This is a genomic window from Halogeometricum limi, from assembly GCF_900115785.1.
Taxonomy (GTDB): domain Archaea; phylum Halobacteriota; class Halobacteria; order Halobacteriales; family Haloferacaceae; genus Halogeometricum; species Halogeometricum limi.
Window position 1 is genome coordinate 462,300 of the sequence record NZ_FOYS01000003.1, and the last position, 16,066, is coordinate 478,365.

Genomic DNA, 16,066 nt, shown 5'->3' on the forward strand with positions numbered 1-16,066 from the left:
GGCGGCGGGGTCGCTACGCGTCGTTCGCGCCGTCTGCTCCGGCCGTGCCGTCCGCACCGGCCGCGTCGTCGACGCCGCCGTCGGTGACGGAACTCTCGCCCTCCAGCACTTCGTCGGCCAGCGTCGGGACGAACGTCCCGATGTCGGTCACCATCCCGATAGCCTGCGAACTGCCACGGTCCAGCAACTGCGTCACCGTCGCGGGGTTGATGTCCACGCAGACGACTTTCGTCGTGGACGGGAGGCAGTTGCCGACGGCGACGGAGTGCAACAGCGTCGAGAGCATCAACACCATGTCGGCCTCGTGGGCCTGCTTACGGATGGCGTTCTGCGCCTCGACGGCGTCGGTGATGGTGTCGGGGAGGGGACCGTCGTCGCGAATCGACCCCGCGAGGACGTAGGGGACGTCGTTCTGCACGCACTCGTACATGATTCCGTTCTGGACGAGGCCGTCCTCGACGGCGGCCTCGATGCCGCCCGCGCGGATGACCTCGCTGATGGTGTAGATGTGGTGTTTGTGACCTTTCCGCGGGTGTTCCATCGTCTCCATGTCCATCCCCAGCGACGTGCCGTAGAGGCCGCGTTCGATGTCGTGGGTGGCGAAGCCGTTCCCGGCCGATATCATGTCGACGTAGCCCTCGCGGACGAGTCGGGCCAGGTCGTCGGCCGCCCCGGCGTGGATGAGGGCGGGCCCGGCGACGACGAGTATCTTCCCACCGTTCGCCTTCGTCTCGACCATCGCGTCGGCGACCTGTCTGATGAGCGACTCGGAGGGTCGTTCCGAGGAGACGCCGCCCTGCATGAAGCCGAACGGGCCGGAGGAGTCGCGGGGACGTTCGGGGGGGTCGACGCGCACGCCCGCGTCGTCGGTGACCACGAGGTCGCCCGCTTCGATGGCGTTCAGCACTTTCGTGTACGCGCGGACGCCATCGTCCGTCTCCTCGATGACTATCGCGCAGTCCATCTCGATGTCGTGCACGTCGATCCACTCCCCGTCGTAGCGGACGGTCGTCGGGTGGTTCGTCGTCGAGTAGAACCCGTGCGGGACGACCTGGTCCGCGGGCGCGGGTTCGACCCGCGCGTCGACGGGGTCGGTGAGGTTCGCTCCGATCTGGTGGAGTTCGTGCAGAATCTCTCGCAGGTCGTCGGTGCTGTCGGCGACGACGGCCATCCGGCAGTACGACGTCTCGTCTTTGTGCTTGCCGACGGTGAACTCCTCGACTTCGAAGTCGCCGTCGAGGTCCATCACCAGTCCGAACGCTCGTTGCATCATCCCCGAGTCGATGATGTGCCCCTCCAGTTCGACAGTTCGTGTCGCGGTCATCGTCGAAGGTGCGCGCGGGCGTCCTAAGAAGGTCACGCACCGGGAGTCGGTCCGCCCTACAGTTCGGCGTCTAAGAACGCCCGAGCGTGGCCGAAGACGTGGTCCAGCCCGGACCCCTCGTACGCGTCGAAGTGTCCGATGGGGAGGCGGACGAACGTCGCGTTCGCGAAGTCGTTCGCGGCCGACTCCACGGCGTCGACCGGCACGACGTCGTCGCGCGTCCCGCCGAGGAGGAGAACGGGGCAGGTGACCGCGTCCGCGTCGTCGCCGGCGGAGAACCGGAGGAGGTTCGAGAGCGACCGCGCGGGCGTCTCGTTCGTCCACGCGCTGTCGGCGGGGACGGTGTCGAGGTAGCCCCGCCGGGCACCCGGTGCCGAGACGAGGGCGAACTCGTCGGAGTCGCCGACGACGGGGACGGTGTGCGGCGAGAAGACGAGCGATTGGAGTCGGTCGCGGACCCCCGCGAGGAGCGACTTCACGAGGAAGCCTTTCCCGCGCGTGCCGAGGAAGGCGCGGCCCGAGAGGACGGGCGTCTGCGCGACGACGGCGCGGACGCTCGGGTCGTCGGCGGCCACGTCGAGGGCGTGGCCCCCGCCGACGTCGACGCCCCAGAGGACGAGTCGAGAACCGTCGACGCCGTCGGCGTCGCGGGCGCCTGCTATCGCGGCCTCCCAGTCGGTTCGCTGTCGAGACGGCGAGACGAGGTTCCGCGGTTCGCCCTCGCTGTCGCCGTGGTTTCGATAGTCGAACAGGAAGACGGCGTAGCCCGCCTCGGCGAGGCGTTCGGCGTAGGCGGGCAGTCCGAACGACCGTTCGCCCGCGAGGCCGCCGGCCATGACGACGACGGGTGCGTCGGCGGGCCTGTCCGGGCGGTAGAGCCAGCCCGTACAGTCGCCGTCGCCGCTCTCGAACTCCATCGTCACCTTCGAGAACGACTCTCTGGAGGGTCTGTCGGACCCCTTCGTCGTCTCCCCGTCGTTCTCGTATCGCTTCGCGCGCTCCCACTCGCGACTCGCCGTCGGTCGGGTCACGCCGACACCTCCTCGTCCAGCGTCGACAGCACCAACTCGGAGAGGTCCTCGTCGCTCAGCGAGTAGTCGAGGTACCGGCGGAGCCAGTCGGCCTCCGCGTGCCACGTCCCCTGTACGTCGTTCTCGTGTCTGAGCACCGTCGCCTCGACACGCGCGGGGTCCCACTCGCCCGCCTCGGCGCGGTCGATGAAGGTCGTGAGGACGCGACCCATCTCGGTGTGGTTCACGTGCACGTCGGGAAACGTCGTCAGATACGACAGCGTCACCCGGTCCGCGTCGACGTGGAGTGACTCCACGCTGATTCCGTTGCTCCGGAGGTCGCCTTCCACGCCCGTGATGGCGTCGTTCATACACTCCCCTTCTGGGGGGAGCGGCTAAACGTTTACCGCGAGACACGTCTCGCCGGGCGGTTTCGAAGAGAGAAACCAGCGCCGTCGCACCGAGAGTGGTGGACTCATCGGGGGTGGGTCTCACCGGGGTGCGAGCGCTATCGGTCGACTCGGTGACTCGACCAGGTGGGCGTCGGCCGGGGGGTAGGCAGGCCCCGGCTGACACCCGTTCTGACCTCGTACGGGGGTAGGCAGTCCCGCGTGAGCGCTGTCGAGCGCCGACGAGGCCCTCGGGGGGAGCCCCGCCGAATGTAGCCGTCGTCGGACGGCCCACCGTCGGTGCCGATAGTGGCGTGGTGGATAGTGTGTGCGGGGCCCGCGTAGACGGGACGCCCCCACACGTCGGCCCGCGAGGCGGGCTTCGGGAGACCGCGCCCTCGCGCCGACGATATCCGATTAGATAACGCGTGATATAAGTTTTCCTACGAGAGTATCAATAGTGATAGCTGTCCTCTCACCGCTCTAGATACGGCTTTCCAGACGCCTCTGGGGCGCTATCGACTGTCTCGGCGTCGGCGTTCTCGCTCTCCCGTACGATAGACACGAGTTACCAGTTCGCAATCCGAGTCCTCACGGTCGATACCGTCGTCAGGGGTGAACTATACTTACTCGAAGCACGACGACTCGCCTATGACGCCGATAGAGTTCGACGACGTACGCGTCGACGCCTACATGACGACGGACGTCGACACCGCTCGCCCCGACGAGTGGGTCACCGACGTCGTCGACAGACTCAAAGACGGCGTGGAGTACGGCGGACTCCCGGTCTGCGACGACGACGGACGCCTCCTCGGGTTCGTTGGCGCGATAGACCTCTTGGAAGTGCCGGGCGACGACCCCGTCGAGGCGGTGATGAGTCGCGACGTCGTCGTCGTCCGCCCGGAGATGAAAGTGAAGAACGCGGCGCGCGTCATCCTCCGGAGCGGTCACCAGTTCCTCCCCGTCGTCGACGACGACCACGAACTCCTCGGCCTCTTCTCGAACGGTGACGCCGTCAGAAGCGGGATAGAGCGGACGACGCCCTCGAAAGTCGAGAGCACGAGAGAGATGCTCGAACGAACCCACGGCGCCTCCGTCGGCGTCTCCGAGCGGTCGGTCGTCGTCTCCTCTCTGATTCCGACGCAACGGGAGGTGTACGCCGACGAACTCGAAGGGCGGAAGTACGAACTCCAACACGGACTTGCCGAACCGCTCATCGTCCTCTCGTACGGGTGCGAGACGCTCCTCGTCGACGGCCACCACCGCGCCCTCGCCGCCAACGAACTCGACGTCGAGCGGATGCAGGCGTACGTACTCACCGTCTCGCCCGACGAAGTCGGCGAACTCGGCCTCCGTCGGATGGCCCGCATCGGTGGGCTCGTCTCTCTCGCGGACGTGACAGTCAACGATTACCTCACTCACCCGCTCGTAGAGAAGACCGAACCCAGTCGGTGACGACGCTCGACTCGTTCGCCGACTACCGTCTCCGGTCGAGGGTGTCGGTGACGGCGTCTGCGGGGTAGTGGTACGTCTCGTCCAGTTGCGCGCCCCCCAACGACTCGTACAGTCTGAAGAGGTCGACGACGTCGCTGAGACTGTAGTCGGTCAGGAGTCGCCGGAGTTCTCGGTGCGTCCGCGTCTCGTGCAGTCCGGCGGCGACGCCGTCGACGTACCGTTCCCCGAGAACTCGCCCGACGTGCGCGCCCTTGACCATCCGGTCGTCGATGCCCAACTGCTCGAAGAAGTCCGGGTTGAAATCGTAGTCGCGGTACCAGACGGTGTCGTTGTCGATTCCCTCCAACTGGTACGCCTTCCAGTCGGGCAAGACGACCTGTTCGTCCCACAGTTCCGCTTCGTGGACGTCCGCGGCCGCCTTCGCGACGTCGACGTGGTGTGGGAAACAGGTGAGCAGGTCCGAGACGGCGTCCCGCCGGACGTTCTTCGCCTCCAGCGACGCCGCCCAGTTCACGAGGTGCTTCACGTCGAACCGCGCGCCGTTGTACGTCAGCGTCCGGTCGATATCCCGTTCGGCGCACCACAGCACGAGACGGTCTAACAGGTCCGCGGTGTGCTCGTCGCGCCAGTCGCCCCGTCGAAACAACACCTCGGTGTCCGTCTCGCCGTCGTCGCCGACGAACGCGACGGCGACGGAGAGCCACTCGAAGTACTCCGTCTCGTTCTCCTTCGGCTCTTCGAACGGACTCGCGGTTTCGATGTCGAGGACGAGCGTGCCCATCTCACCGGGAGGTGACGACGGAGTGCTATACGTCGTTCGGTGTCTCGACGCCGGTACGGCGGGTACGACGGACGCTCGCCTCGTCGTGTCCGCTTACCGCAGAAACGTTCTGATGCGGTCTCGCGTGGTCGTCCCACACTACGACGGTGGCTCGAACAACCCCAGAACCACGCGTCTCGGCCCTTCCGGCCGTTCGGAACGACCTCCTCACCCGTCGAGACCGCTCCCGAAATCGCTTGGTATGACTTAACTCGGTCCGAAGTCGTATCTCTAGCATGGCTAGCTCTCCACTGAGCGAAATAGCTCCGTTCGGCAGAGACCGTGACGGAATCTCGGTGCTCCTCGTCGACGACGACGAGGCGATGGTCGAGATGTCCGCGGCGTTTCTGAAACGAGAGCTACCCAGCGTCGAGACGACCGCCGTCACCGACCCCGAGGTCGCCTTAGAGCGACTCTCGGAGGGGGAGTACGACTGTATCATCAGCGACTTCGACATGCCGGGGATGGACGGCTTAGAACTCCTCGTCAGGGTGCGCGAACTGGACAGCGAACTGCCGTTCGTGCTCTTCACGGGCAAGGGAAGCGAGGAGATCGCCAGTCAGGCGATCACCGCCGGCGTCGACGAGTACCTCCAGAAGGGCGGTCCCGAGGAGTACCCGGTACTCGCGAACAAAGTCGAGATTCTCGTCGAGAAGTACTGGGCCGAAGAACAGGTCCGGCGCGGGTTCTCGGCCATCGAATCCGCCGAGGAGGGAATCGGCATCATCGACCAAGACGGTGTGTACCGGTACATGAACCGGGCGTACGCCACCGTGTACAACCGCGACCGTTCGGAACTAATCGGAGAGCACTGGGAGGTGCTGTACTCGACCGAGGAGGCAACGCGATTCCACGACGAGATTCTCCCGCAACTCGAAGCCGAGGGGACGTGGCGCGGCGTCTCGACCGGACTCACGAGCGAGGGCGACCCGATTCGGGAACGACTCGTCCTGACGCAGATGGACGACGGTGGACACGTCTGCATCGTCCAAGCCATCGAAGAGACAGACGAGATCGAAGCCGAACTGGCGCTCAAGAACCGCGCGCTGGACGCGGCCCACGCGGGGGTCATCATCACCGGTCCGGCGCGAGACGACACCCCCATCGTCTACCTGAACGAGCGATTCGAGGAACTGACGGGCTACGACGGCGCGGACGTGTTGGGACGGAACTGTCGCTTCCTCCAGGGGGAGGACACCGACACGGAGACGGTCGCCGAGATACGCGATGCCGTGCGCCGCGGCGTCCCCATCTCGACGGAAATTCTCAACTACGACGCGGAGGGGACGCCGTTCTGGAACCGTCTCGAAATCGCACCGATTCGCGACGTCGACGGCCGCGTGACGAACTTCGTGGGGTTCCAACGCGAGATTCCCGGTCCGGACGCCGCCGATTCGGCCGAAGCGCAGTTCGACTGGCTCGGCGACTTCGGGAGCGTCCTCTCTCACGACCTCAAGACGCCACTGGCCGTCCTCAAGGGCAACCTCGACCTCATCGAAGAGACGGGCGACCTGGACTACCTCGACGCCGCTATCGACGCGACGAACCGAATCGAGTCGCTCGTCGACGACCTCGCGAACGTGATGACCCAGCGGAACTTGGTCTGCGACGTGACGACGGTCGAACTCGCGGACGCCTTCCGGTCGTGGGACGTACTCGGGGGTGACCGGGCGTCGTTCGAGGTTGTCGACTCCAAACCGATCCTCGCCGACGAACGGGCACTCGCTCGACTCGCGGACAACCTCGTCAAGAACACCGTCGAACACGCCGGGCCGGACGTGCCGATGCGAATCGGGACGCTCCCGGACGGGTTCTACTACGAGGACGCCGGCCCCGGAATCCCGCCCGAGAACCGAGCGGACGCGTTCGAACCCGGATTCTCGACGAAAGCCGACGGCACCGGGTTCGGGATGGTGAGCGTCGAACAGATCGCCGCGGCACACGGCTGGGACGTTTCAATCGCCGAGAGTCCCGAGGGCGGGGCGCGGTTCGAGTTCACCGGCGTCGAAGACCCGACCGAGGAGAGCGTCCGTCGGTAGCCACCTGTCTCGGAGGTGTGGCGTGGCCGTCGCTACGGCACTCGAACCCGATAAAAGATAGTCGACGGTGGTTAGTTGCCGAACATCTGGCGCATCATCGGATGCATCTCCATCAACTGCTCTTCTGCGATCTCCTCGTACAGTTTGTACGTGATGGAGACCGTCAGCAGCAGTCCCGTTCCGGAGACCTGACCGATGGTGCCGAGCATGTTCGCCGCGACCGCGAGCAGTCCGACGAGCGCGCCGCCGATGATGGTCACTTGCGGGATGTACCGCTCCATCACCTTCTCTATGACCTGCGGGTTGCGTCGGAAGCCGGGAATCTGCATCCCGGAGTTCTGAATCTGCTGGGCCGTGGACTCGGGACCCATCCCGGTCGTCTCCACCCAGAAGACGGCGAAGATGGCGCCGCCGACGACCATGAACGTCAGGTCGACGAGCACGCGCACTAAGATCTGCGCCGGTTCCTGCGAGGTCAGCCCGAGGAACCACATCCAGTCACCGCGCGACTGGATGGGTGCGAGGTAGTAGAACAGGCCACCGGTGACCTGTCCCTGCGAGTACTGCCCCAGCCACGCCGGGAGGCCGGTCCAGTTGTTCAGGATCTGCCCGAGGAACTGGATGTTGGCCTGCAGGGCGCGGACGAGGATCATCGGCAGGACGCTCGCGTAGATGAGCTTCACGGGGAAGCGACCGCGGGCGCCCTTCACGCGGGCGTGCGAGAGGGGAATCTCGACGCGGACGCTCTCGGCGTACACGACGATGCCGAAGATCAGAAGCGTCGTGAACAGCGCGAGCAGTTGGCCCTGTCCGAGGAAGATGTCGGACAGACCACCCGGTGAGAGCGGCGAGCCGATGTCGACGGCACCGGTGATGATGCCGATCCACGTCGGGAAGAACCCGGACGCGCCACCGAGGGAGCTCCAGCTGAACAGCCCGGCGACGAGCTGCTGGCTGACGCCCGCGATGATGAACAGGCCGACACCGGACCCGACGCCCCACTTGCTCACGATCTCGTCCATGAACAGGATGAGGATGCCGCCGACGAACATCTGCGCGAAGATGATGGTCTTCACGCCACCGACGCCGACGCCGAGCGACTGCGCGACCTGCTGGTCCGCGGGCAGGAAGCCCCCGGCGAACACCATCGGGAGCCCGGTGAGACAGATCATCACGACCACCAGGAGCTTCTGGAGCCCCTGATAGAGGATCTGGTCACGCGGGTCGTTGGTGTCTAAGCCGAGCAGGTCGGCACCACCAAGCAGCTGTAAGACAATGCTCGCCGTGACGATGGGCCCGATACCCAGTTGGAGTATCGAACCCGCGGACCCGGCGAGGATACTACGGAACTGACCGTAGAAGTCGCCGGACGCGGTCTGTGTCTCCAGACCGAACATCGTCACGTTCGTCAAGAAGAAATACATCACGAGGATGCCTGCGGTCCACGCGAGCTTGCGGCGGAACGGGACGTGTCCCTCCGGTCTCGCGACTGCGGGCATCCGCGTCAGCACCGGTTCGGCGGCCTCCTTCCATCCCATAGGTTACTCGTCCGAGCCTTCCTCGTCGTCCGTGTTATCTTCTTCGGCTTGCGCTTCTTCGGCGCGCTCGGAGAGGTCGGCGCTGCCGCCGGCCTCTTCGATGAGTTCGACGGCACCGGCCGTGAACGCGTCCGCGACGACGTGCAGTTCCTGTCGGACCTGCCCGCCGCCGAGCACCTTCACCACGTCCGCCTCGTAGCCGTCCTCGGCCACGTCGCGGGCGTCGATGTGGTAGGCGTCGCCGTCCTTCTCTGCGAGGTCGTCGGCCGCGAGGAGTGCGGCGTCCTCGTCGAGCTTCTGGACCTTCACTTCGACGACGGTGTCCTGCGCCGCTTCGGGGCGCGTGAAGCCGTGTTTACCGAGCGGTTCGTAGTTGTGGAACTCGTGCTTCGCGCGACCCGCGCGACCACGGCCACCACGGTGTCCGGCACCGCGCCGGTTCTTGTGGGTGCCGCCGCCGTGCGTGCGGGAACCGCGCTGTCGTCGTTTCTTCGAGGTCATCGCATGTCCTCCAGGAGTTCGTCTATCTGGTCGGTCGTGTGCTTACCGAGCTGACCGCCCTCTTTCGTGACGTGTTTCTGGCCCTTGTGACCGCCGCGGGCCGGGTGGAGTCGGAGCACCGGGGAGAGACCCTGCTCGCGCAGCGTCGTCTCCTCGTCGACGAGTGCCTCCGCGAGCGCGGAGACGTCGGCGTAGTCGGTGTGCTCCGACAGCCAGTCGTCGTCGACCGTCGCCGAGCCCTCGTCGGGCTCTGCGCGGGTCCGAAGCAGCGTCTCGACCACGTCGACGCTCGGCTCGCCGTGCGCGACGTAGTCGTTGACCTTCGTGATCATCCCGCGGTAGGTGTCCGTCTCGGGGACGAACGTACAGTGGTTGACGCTGTGGATGTTGAGCATCTTGAGCGTGTCGTGGACGCTCTGGCTCATGTTCACGTCGCCGCGGAGTTGAACGACTGCTTGCATCAGTCACTCGCCTCCTGCTGTTTCTCGCGTGCGCGACGCGGGGTACGCGACTGCGACGCGTTCTTCAGCGCGTTGTACGTCGCCTTCGCGAGGTTGACCGTCGTGCGCGTGTTCCCGTTCGAGCGGGTCCACGCGTCCTGCACGCCGGCCAGTTCGAGGATGTTCCGAACCGTCTCTGCCGCCGCGAGGCCGAGGCCCTGCGGTGCGGGCATGATCTCGACCGTCACGGAGCCAGCTTTCCCTTCCGCCTTGCGCGTGAGGGAGTTGACGCCGCCGGCGGAGTCTTCCCACGAACCGGAGCCGCGGTCGACCTTGATGATGTTCAGTTTCGCCACGTCGATGGCCTTCTGGATGGCCGAACCGACCTGGTCGTCTCGGGCCTCGGCGTAGCCGAGGAACCCGTCGCGGTTCCCGATGGCGACGACACAGCGGAACTTCACACGCCGACCGGAGTCGGTCATGCGCTGAACCATGTTGATGTCGAGCACCTCGTCTTCGAGACCGGGCAGCAGTTGGTCGACGATCTGGGGTTCCTTGAGCGGAAGTCCCGTGTCGAGCGCCTGCTGCATCGAGGTGACGTCGCCTTCCTGTACCATTCGGCCGAGCCGCGTGCGCGGTTCCCAGCCGTTGCTGTTGCGTTGGCTCATGCGTCCTCCTGAAGTCGCTCGAGCACTTCGTCGAAGTGCTCGGGCAGGTTCGTGGCGTCGAAGTCACCGCTGTAGAGCGGTTCGTCGAGCTGTGCTGCGTACTCGGCGATGTGCTCGCCGCGGTTACGCGACCAGTCGGCCAGCACACTCTCGTTGTGCGGGATTTCGAGGCCAGCGTCTATTGCTCCTTCCTGAACTGCGAACGCCTTACTACCGGGCGTCGCCGTGTTCAGGCCGATGTCGAGGACGGCCTCTTCGAGGCCGGCATCGAGCGCCCGCACACCCGCGAGGTAGCCCGTCAGGTACGCGCTGGGGAGGTTGCCCGTGGGGGCTTCCCAGCCGTACTCTGCGAGGTCCTCCGAGGAGGCGGCCGCGTGAGTGTTGTCTCCGTCAGGTCCGGGGGTGACCAGCTGCGCCCTGATGTGCTTGTTGCTCAGGCGAGCAACGAGGCGGGGCTTGCCCGATTTCAGCAGGCGCAACCTCTGGTGGTAATCCGTCCGAACTTCACGGCGACGTCGCATCGGCACCTTGTAGCGTGGTCCTGTCGCCATTATTCTATCTCCACGTCGTAGTTGTTCTTGATGAACGCTTCGAGCCTGTCCACGCTGTCGAACTCGCCACCGGACGCCTTGTTGTACAGTTCGCGGTACTGCGTGGGCGTCAGGGGGCCGTCGTCGCGAAGCTCTTTCAGGCGACGACGCTGTGCGCGGATTCGGCTGATCCATTCGTCCTTCGACTTCTTCCGACCGCCGGACTTCCCTTTGCGGGTGCCGGGGCCCTTTCGGTGACCGTAGGAACGCTTCGCGGCGCGTTCGCGGGCACGGCCCTTCGAGTTGGCCTTGGCGTCTTTGACACGAATCGTGCCGTCGTCAACGAGTTCGCGGATGTCTTCGCGCGTGATGGCTTCCGCGATGTCGGACTGTGCCTCTGGGTCGAACCAGACACGGCTCTTCCCGACGTCCAAGACGTCGGAGGCCATGCGGCGCTGGGCTTTCAGGTCGGTCATTCGTCGTCCACCTCGACTTCGACGTAGGTGGGGTTGAGAACGCGAATCTCACGGTCCTCGGCCTCTTCCTCGATACGCTCGCGCTTGCGAGCGCCGACGGACGAAGCGATGCGGACGGCCTCCGTGTCGCCGTCGACGCCTTCGAGGTCGTTCACGTTGTGCACGTGCACTTCCTCGAAGCCGGACGGGTGGAGTCCGCGGGCGGCCTTCGGCGAGCGGTACCCCGACTCGACCATGTCGCCCTTGCCCTTGATGCCGCGTCGCTGCTTCGAGAGATTCCCTCGAGGCTTGCGCCACGACGTGGGCGTCCGCTTCTTCTTGTGGTAATCCTGCCGGTTGAACTGCGGCTTACCCTCTCGGTGCTTCTGTTTCAGGGCTTTCTCGGTGCCCTCGTCGAGTTCCGGCGTCTTGTCCGCGTGACCGCGGGGTCGGAGTTCGGTCTCGACGGCCTCTTCGGCCTCCTCCTCGGCGTCTTCGGTCTCGTCTTCGACCTCGGCCTCGGTGTCTTCGGACACTTCGAGTCCGCCGACGTCGGCTTTGATACGCGCCGCGAGGGCGTTCCCGATACCGGAGACTTCGGCGAGTTCAGACTGACTCGCGGCCTTCACGTCTTCGACCGTCTCGTAGCCGGCCTCGCGGAGGGAGTCGGCCTTCGACGGGCCGACACCGCTTATGTCTTCCAGTTCCTGAATCTCGTCGTCGGACATTTAGGCACCTCCTGCCGTCGGTTTCTGCGTGATGTAGACACCGTCTTGGAAGACGCGCGTGTCTTTGTCCTTCACGCGAGTGAGTTGTTCGATGTCGGCGGCGGTCTGGCCCACGTCCTCTTTGTTGGGACCCGAGAGGACCAGTTCCTCGCCGTCTATCTGTACGTCGGTGTCGCCGCGAATCGTCGCGTGTCGCGGCGACTTCTCGCCGAGGAAGTTCTCGATGACAACTTCGTCGCCCTGCACGTTCACCTGCATCGGGAAGTGAGCGTAGAAGACTTCCATCTTGTACTCCCACCCCTCGGTGACGCCGTGGAGCATGTTCTCCACGTGGCTCTCGAAGGTGCCTATCGTCGCGTTCGTCTTCGCGTCCGTCTCGTCGGACTCGATGACGACCTGTCCGTCTTCGACCGTCACGCTGACGGCGGGGAACCAGAGGCGCTTCGTGACGCTCCCGTTCGGCCCTTCGACGGTCAGGTCGAGGTTCTTGACCTCGGCAGAGACGTCGTCCGGAATGTCGATTTCTACTCGGTTCATTTTCAGTACACGTAGGCGATTACTTGGCCACCGATGCCCTGTTCGCGGGCGTCGTAGTGGCTCATGACGCCGTGACTCGTCGTGACGATGAGCGTCCCGTAGTCACGGGCGGGGAGGTATCGCTTCTCCCACTTCTCGAACTCGTCTGCGCCCGCGGAGTAGCGGGGCTTGACGACGCCACATTCGTTGATAGCGCCATTCAGTTCGACCTCGAACGTTCCGGCCTTGCCGTCGTCGACGAACTCGAAGCCGTCGACGTACCCGCGGTCGTAGAAGACCTCGAGGACGGAGCCGATGACGTTGGAGGCGGGCTGTATCTCGTGCGACAGATGCCCCACGCTCTCGGCGTTGTTCACACCGGCGAGCGCGTTGGCGAGTGGATCGTTTCCTGCCATTATCGGTACTTCTTGAATCCCATGTCGCGGGCGACTTCGCGGAAGCACTGACGGCACAGGTTGATGTCGTACTTACCGACGAGGCCTTGCTTTCGACCGCAGCGACGGCACTCGTTCTCCTGTCCCGTCCGTCGGGTCGCGTGCTCGCCCGTCTGTTCTGTCTCTGATTCGCTCATTGTTCAGCAACCTCCACGTCGAAGTTCGCTTCGAGGAAGGGAATCGCGTCCTCGGCGTTCATGCGGTGACCCGAGGGGATGCTGCGCGACACTTTGTCGCGCTTTTTCACTCGGTAGCCGGGGCGGACGAGGTTGACCGTCACGTCCAGTCCGTAGATACCGATCTGCGGGTCGTACTCCTGCGAGGGGAACTCGGTGTGCTCTTCGACACCGAAGCTGAAGTTCCCCGTCTCGTCGAACTGCTTCGCCGAGATCTCTGCGAGGGGGAGTGCCGTGTCGAGGAACTCGACCGCGCTATCGCCGCGAAGGGTGACCTTCGCGCCGATGGGGTCGCCTTTGCGTGCGCCGAACTGCGTCGCCGCGCGCGTGGCGATAGTCTGGACGGACTTCTGGCCCGTGATCTCCTCTAAGATCTCTTCTGCGTTCGCGAGTTCGCGACCGCCTTCGCCGACGCCCATGTGGACGACGACCTTCTCGATCTGCGGTTCGCGCATCTCGTGGAAGTCAGCGCTCTCGCTCATTCGTCATCACCCACGAAGTTCTCGTCGATGACGACGACGTACTGTTCGACGGTCTCGAACGTACGGTCGTCCTCGGTCTCGACGGTGACGGAGTTGTTCCCGCTGCCGGGCGTGACGGTGATCTCGGTGACCGTTCCGACTTCGCCGGCGTGCGTGCCGTCGACTGCGGTGACCAGCGCGCCTTCCTCGTACGGGAAGTGCGCGACGATCTCCTTCGTCTCGTTGTCGATAACGAGCGAGTCTTTGCCGTGGTACTGTTCAGGGTCTTCGTCCGCTTCGACGCGGACGTTCGCGCCGTCGTGCAGCGTGAGCTGCGTGGCGCCGCCTTTGACGCTCTGCTTACCGACGATCTTGCCGAGTCGGCTGTCCGCCGACGAGGCGTCGATAGGCGTGAGCGAGAGGCGTCCACCCTCGTCGGGGAAGACGCGGAAGAACTCGTCTCGCTGCTCGAACGCGAGGATGTCGAACATCCCGATGGGGCGCTGCTCGTCGGAGATAGCGTCTCCGTTGACGAGAACGGACCCCTCGTTGAGCGCGTAGCGAGCTTCCTTCTTCGAGTCGACGTAGCCGAGCACGTCCCGAAGCAGGATGACGAGGGGGACCCCCGCCTTCCCGTGCGGACCGGCGTCGGCTTTGACCGTGAACGTTCCTTCTTTGCGTTCTATCGGCCACGAGTTCGGTGCCGAGAGTCGCTTCTGGTGCTTCGTCATTCGTTGTCCTCCGCTTCGAGACGCTCCTCGCGACGCTCGTCTTCGAGGTCGAGTTCGGTCACGCGGACGTTGCTCGAGTCGAGGGGGCGAGGCACTTCCTCGCCGTCGGCCTTCGCGACCGTGACGTCCTCGACGTAGATGACCGCGTCCTTGAGGTCGACGTTGGTGACTTCCGCTTCGGTGCCCGCGAAGTCGCCGCGGAGCACTTCCACCGTGTCGCCGACGTTGACGCGGACGTTACGCTGTCCGTACTCCTCGCGGAGGTCGCCGGACAGCGTCGCGCGAACCTGCTTCTGTCGCTCGTGAAGCGGCGCGTTCTGCGTCTCGTTTCGCTGTTTGCGTGGTTGTTTCGTCATTGCTGTTCAGACGATCATCGTCGCCGTGGAGGCGATGCTCCCGAAGCGCTCTGCGACCTCACGCGCGACGGGACCCTTGATTTCGGTCCCTCGAGGCTCTTCCATCTCGTCGATGATGACGGCGGCGTTGTCCTCGAACTTCACGCGCGTCCCGTCCGGTCGGCGGATCGACTTCCGCTGACGGACGATGACGGCCTGCAGCACTTGGCGGCGCATCTCCGGCGTACCCTTCGTCACCGAGACGGTGACCTGGTCGCCGATGCCCGCCTTCGGGTGTCGGTTCTTGGTTCCTGAGTAGCCCTTCACGCTGATGACTTTCAGCTGGCGCGCGCCAGTGTTGTCAGCGCAGTTGATGAGCGAGCCTCGTGCGAGGCCCTTCGTGACGTCGGCCTTCAGCGCCTCCATCACTCCTCACCTCCGAGTATCTCGACGACGACGTGCGCCTTCGTCTTCGACAGCGGTCGGGTCTCTGCGATACGTACCGTGTCGCCTTCCTCTAAGTCCAGGCACGGGGGTGCGTGGGCCGGAATGCGACTACGCCGCTTCATGTAGCGGTCGTACTTGGGGACGCGAACGTCGTATTCGCGTTCCACAACGACGGTTTTGTCCATGTCTGTGGAGGCGACCGTTCCTTCGAGCGTCTGTCCGCGGACTCCAAGGGAGCCGTGGAACGGACAGTTCTCGTCGGAGCAGGTCTCCTCCGGTTCTTCTACGTTCAGTCCTATCGCCATGTTGTGTCACCTGCCTTCTCTGTTCGCAAGGCGGGTCGTGAGAGCAGACGTGCGCCATCCACCGTAACGTAGGCCACGCCCTCGCAATTCCCGGACGACATCCGGGAAGCGGCCGAGGGTTCCTCGGCCAGCCGACCAGACTGACTGGCTTCCAATCCGCCAGCAGTTTCCGACCGAAGTTTGGACGCGGTCCCCGACGCCTTCTCGACGTCGGCGGCTTCATCTGTACGCTGTGCGGGAGTCTCGTCCCGCGACGGAATCTCGAACTGCAGGGTCGAGCCCTGCTTCGGCACCTGACACACCCGTGTCTCACCGTCGGACGTGTCGCTCACGTCGACGTGGAGCGTCTGCATCGTCTCGACGACGACACGGCCCGCTATCCCGACCAGGTCGGGGTTGGGGGCGTCGACGACCTCCACGTGGAGGCCGTTGAGTTCGTGTCGCGTGAGGGTCTCGGGTGTCAGTGCCATCGTGATTCGTTATTCGTCGTCTTCGAAGTCGTCAGACTTCGTCTGGCGGCCCGACGAGCTACTGCTCGTCGAAGTCGCCTTCTTCGCCCTGAATCGTCTTGATTCGGGCGATGGTTCGCTTCAGTTCGCCGACGCGACCCGGGTTCTCCGGTGCGCCACCCGCGGCCTGGACGGCTTTGGCGTTGAGGAGCTCGGTTTCGAGCTCTTCGACTTCCGCCTCACGCTCTGCGGGGGTCATGTCGCGAATCTCTTCGGCGTAGAGGATTGCCATGT

At 64.9% G+C, this 16,066-nt stretch carries 23 protein-coding genes and 1 pseudogene; 3 read left to right on the forward strand and 21 right to left on the reverse strand.

All coding sequences use genetic code 11. The annotated features are described in order from the left end of the window. Positions 1–13 precede the first annotated feature (13 nt). From BM282_RS10975 to BM282_RS10985, 3 genes are read right to left on the reverse strand one after another with little or no spacing between them, the layout of a single operon-like run. Positions 14–1,324 (reverse strand): ornithine cyclodeaminase, encoded by a 1,311-nt coding sequence (locus BM282_RS10975; RefSeq protein ID WP_089880690.1) that lies wholly within the window; start codon positions 1,322–1,324, stop codon positions 14–16. Positions 1,325–1,380: 56 nt separating this feature from the next. Then, on the reverse strand, positions 1,381–2,355 hold the full coding sequence (locus BM282_RS10980; RefSeq protein ID WP_245758346.1) for an alpha/beta hydrolase: 975 nt from the start codon (positions 2,353–2,355) through the stop codon (positions 1,381–1,383). Further along, a complete protein-coding gene (locus BM282_RS10985; protein ID WP_089880692.1) occupies positions 2,352–2,705 on the reverse strand; it encodes a hypothetical protein in 354 nt (117 codons plus the stop codon). The genes BM282_RS10980 and BM282_RS10985 overlap by 4 nt, the downstream gene beginning before the upstream one ends. A 678-nt stretch (positions 2,706–3,383) precedes the next feature. On the opposite strand from BM282_RS10985, the gene BM282_RS10990 reads away from it, so the two are divergent. Further along, complete coding sequence (locus BM282_RS10990; RefSeq protein ID WP_175501511.1) at positions 3,384–4,178, forward strand: CBS domain-containing protein; 795 nt, start codon at positions 3,384–3,386, stop codon at positions 4,176–4,178. A gap of 22 nt (positions 4,179–4,200) precedes the next feature. Here BM282_RS10990 and BM282_RS10995 read toward each other — a convergent pair whose 3' ends face one another. After that, positions 4,201–4,959 carry a hypothetical protein gene (locus BM282_RS10995; RefSeq protein ID WP_089880696.1) on the reverse strand — a complete coding sequence of 253 codons (759 nt, stop codon included), beginning with the start codon at positions 4,957–4,959 and terminating at the stop codon, positions 4,201–4,203. Positions 4,960–5,234: 275 nt separating this feature from the next. On the opposite strand from BM282_RS10995, the pseudogene BM282_RS18850 reads away from it, so the two are divergent. Together BM282_RS18850 and BM282_RS18855 are read left to right on the forward strand one after the other, a co-directional pair. Further along, positions 5,235–6,395: pseudogene (locus BM282_RS18850) on the forward strand (PAS domain-containing protein); the annotation flags it as partial. Further along, positions 6,369–7,037 carry a sensor histidine kinase gene (locus tag BM282_RS18855; protein ID WP_394327789.1) on the forward strand — a complete coding sequence of 223 codons (669 nt, stop codon included), beginning with the start codon at positions 6,369–6,371 and terminating at the stop codon, positions 7,035–7,037. The pseudogene BM282_RS18850 and the gene BM282_RS18855, both read left to right, overlap by 27 nt. Before the next feature lie 71 nt (positions 7,038–7,108). Here BM282_RS18855 and secY read toward each other — a convergent pair whose 3' ends face one another. The 17 genes from secY to rpmC are packed head-to-tail and all read right to left on the reverse strand — an operon-like array spanning position 7,109 to position 16,064. Beyond that, positions 7,109–8,575, reverse strand: coding sequence for a preprotein translocase subunit SecY (gene secY, locus BM282_RS11005; RefSeq protein ID WP_089880700.1), 1,467 nt, complete (start codon positions 8,573–8,575; stop codon positions 7,109–7,111). A gap of 3 nt (positions 8,576–8,578) precedes the next feature. Continuing rightward, positions 8,579–9,076, reverse strand: a complete 498-nt coding sequence (locus BM282_RS11010) for an uL15m family ribosomal protein (RefSeq protein ID WP_089880702.1) — start codon at positions 9,074–9,076, stop codon at positions 8,579–8,581. Beyond that, a complete protein-coding gene (locus BM282_RS11015; RefSeq protein WP_089880705.1) occupies positions 9,073–9,537 on the reverse strand; it encodes a 50S ribosomal protein L30 in 465 nt (154 codons plus the stop codon). The genes BM282_RS11010 and BM282_RS11015 overlap by 4 nt, the downstream gene beginning before the upstream one ends. Further along, positions 9,537–10,184 carry a 30S ribosomal protein S5 gene (locus BM282_RS11020; RefSeq protein WP_089880706.1) on the reverse strand — a complete coding sequence of 216 codons (648 nt, stop codon included), beginning with the start codon at positions 10,182–10,184 and terminating at the stop codon, positions 9,537–9,539. The genes BM282_RS11015 and BM282_RS11020 overlap by 1 nt, the downstream gene beginning before the upstream one ends. Next, a complete protein-coding gene (locus tag BM282_RS11025; RefSeq protein WP_089880709.1) occupies positions 10,181–10,735 on the reverse strand; it encodes a 50S ribosomal protein L18 in 555 nt (184 codons plus the stop codon). The genes BM282_RS11020 and BM282_RS11025 overlap by 4 nt, the downstream gene beginning before the upstream one ends. Beyond that, complete coding sequence (locus BM282_RS11030; RefSeq protein WP_089880710.1) at positions 10,735–11,190, reverse strand: 50S ribosomal protein L19e; 456 nt, start codon at positions 11,188–11,190, stop codon at positions 10,735–10,737. The genes BM282_RS11025 and BM282_RS11030 overlap by 1 nt, the downstream gene beginning before the upstream one ends. Then, entirely contained in the window at positions 11,187–11,897 is a 711-nt protein-coding gene (locus tag BM282_RS11035) for a 50S ribosomal protein L32e (protein WP_089880712.1), read from the reverse strand. Before BM282_RS11035 ends, BM282_RS11030 begins: the two co-directional genes overlap by 4 nt. Next, a complete protein-coding gene (locus BM282_RS11040) occupies positions 11,898–12,434 on the reverse strand; it encodes a 50S ribosomal protein L6 (protein WP_089880714.1) in 537 nt (178 codons plus the stop codon). Positions 12,435–12,436: 2 nt separating this feature from the next. Continuing rightward, the gene (locus tag BM282_RS11045; protein ID WP_089880717.1) at positions 12,437–12,829 is read right to left on the reverse strand and encodes a 30S ribosomal protein S8; all 393 of its coding nucleotides are present in this window, start codon (positions 12,827–12,829) and stop codon (positions 12,437–12,439) included. Beyond that, positions 12,829–13,005, reverse strand: coding sequence for a 30S ribosomal protein S14 (locus tag BM282_RS11050; protein ID WP_008384724.1), 177 nt, complete (start codon positions 13,003–13,005; stop codon positions 12,829–12,831). Before BM282_RS11050 ends, BM282_RS11045 begins: the two co-directional genes overlap by 1 nt. Beyond that, positions 13,002–13,526, reverse strand: coding sequence for a 50S ribosomal protein L5 (locus BM282_RS11055; RefSeq protein ID WP_089880719.1), 525 nt, complete (start codon positions 13,524–13,526; stop codon positions 13,002–13,004). The genes BM282_RS11050 and BM282_RS11055 overlap by 4 nt, the downstream gene beginning before the upstream one ends. After that, positions 13,523–14,236 (reverse strand): 30S ribosomal protein S4e, encoded by a 714-nt coding sequence (locus tag BM282_RS11060; RefSeq protein WP_089880721.1) that lies wholly within the window; start codon positions 14,234–14,236, stop codon positions 13,523–13,525. The genes BM282_RS11055 and BM282_RS11060 overlap by 4 nt, the downstream gene beginning before the upstream one ends. Then, positions 14,233–14,592 carry a 50S ribosomal protein L24 gene (gene rplX / locus BM282_RS11065; RefSeq protein WP_089880724.1) on the reverse strand — a complete coding sequence of 120 codons (360 nt, stop codon included), beginning with the start codon at positions 14,590–14,592 and terminating at the stop codon, positions 14,233–14,235. The genes BM282_RS11060 and rplX overlap by 4 nt, the downstream gene beginning before the upstream one ends. Before the next feature lie 6 nt (positions 14,593–14,598). After that, a complete protein-coding gene (locus BM282_RS11070; RefSeq protein WP_089880725.1) occupies positions 14,599–14,997 on the reverse strand; it encodes a 50S ribosomal protein L14 in 399 nt (132 codons plus the stop codon). Beyond that, the gene (locus BM282_RS11075; protein WP_089880728.1) at positions 14,997–15,323 is read right to left on the reverse strand and encodes a 30S ribosomal protein S17; all 327 of its coding nucleotides are present in this window, start codon (positions 15,321–15,323) and stop codon (positions 14,997–14,999) included. The genes BM282_RS11070 and BM282_RS11075 overlap by 1 nt, the downstream gene beginning before the upstream one ends. Then, the gene (locus tag BM282_RS11080) at positions 15,314–15,793 is read right to left on the reverse strand and encodes a ribonuclease P protein component 1 (protein WP_089880729.1); all 480 of its coding nucleotides are present in this window, start codon (positions 15,791–15,793) and stop codon (positions 15,314–15,316) included. The genes BM282_RS11075 and BM282_RS11080 overlap by 10 nt, the downstream gene beginning before the upstream one ends. Positions 15,794–15,851: 58 nt before the next feature. Continuing rightward, a complete protein-coding gene (gene rpmC / locus BM282_RS11085; RefSeq protein WP_089880732.1) occupies positions 15,852–16,064 on the reverse strand; it encodes a 50S ribosomal protein L29 in 213 nt (70 codons plus the stop codon). Between the last annotated feature and the right edge of the window lie 2 nt (positions 16,065–16,066).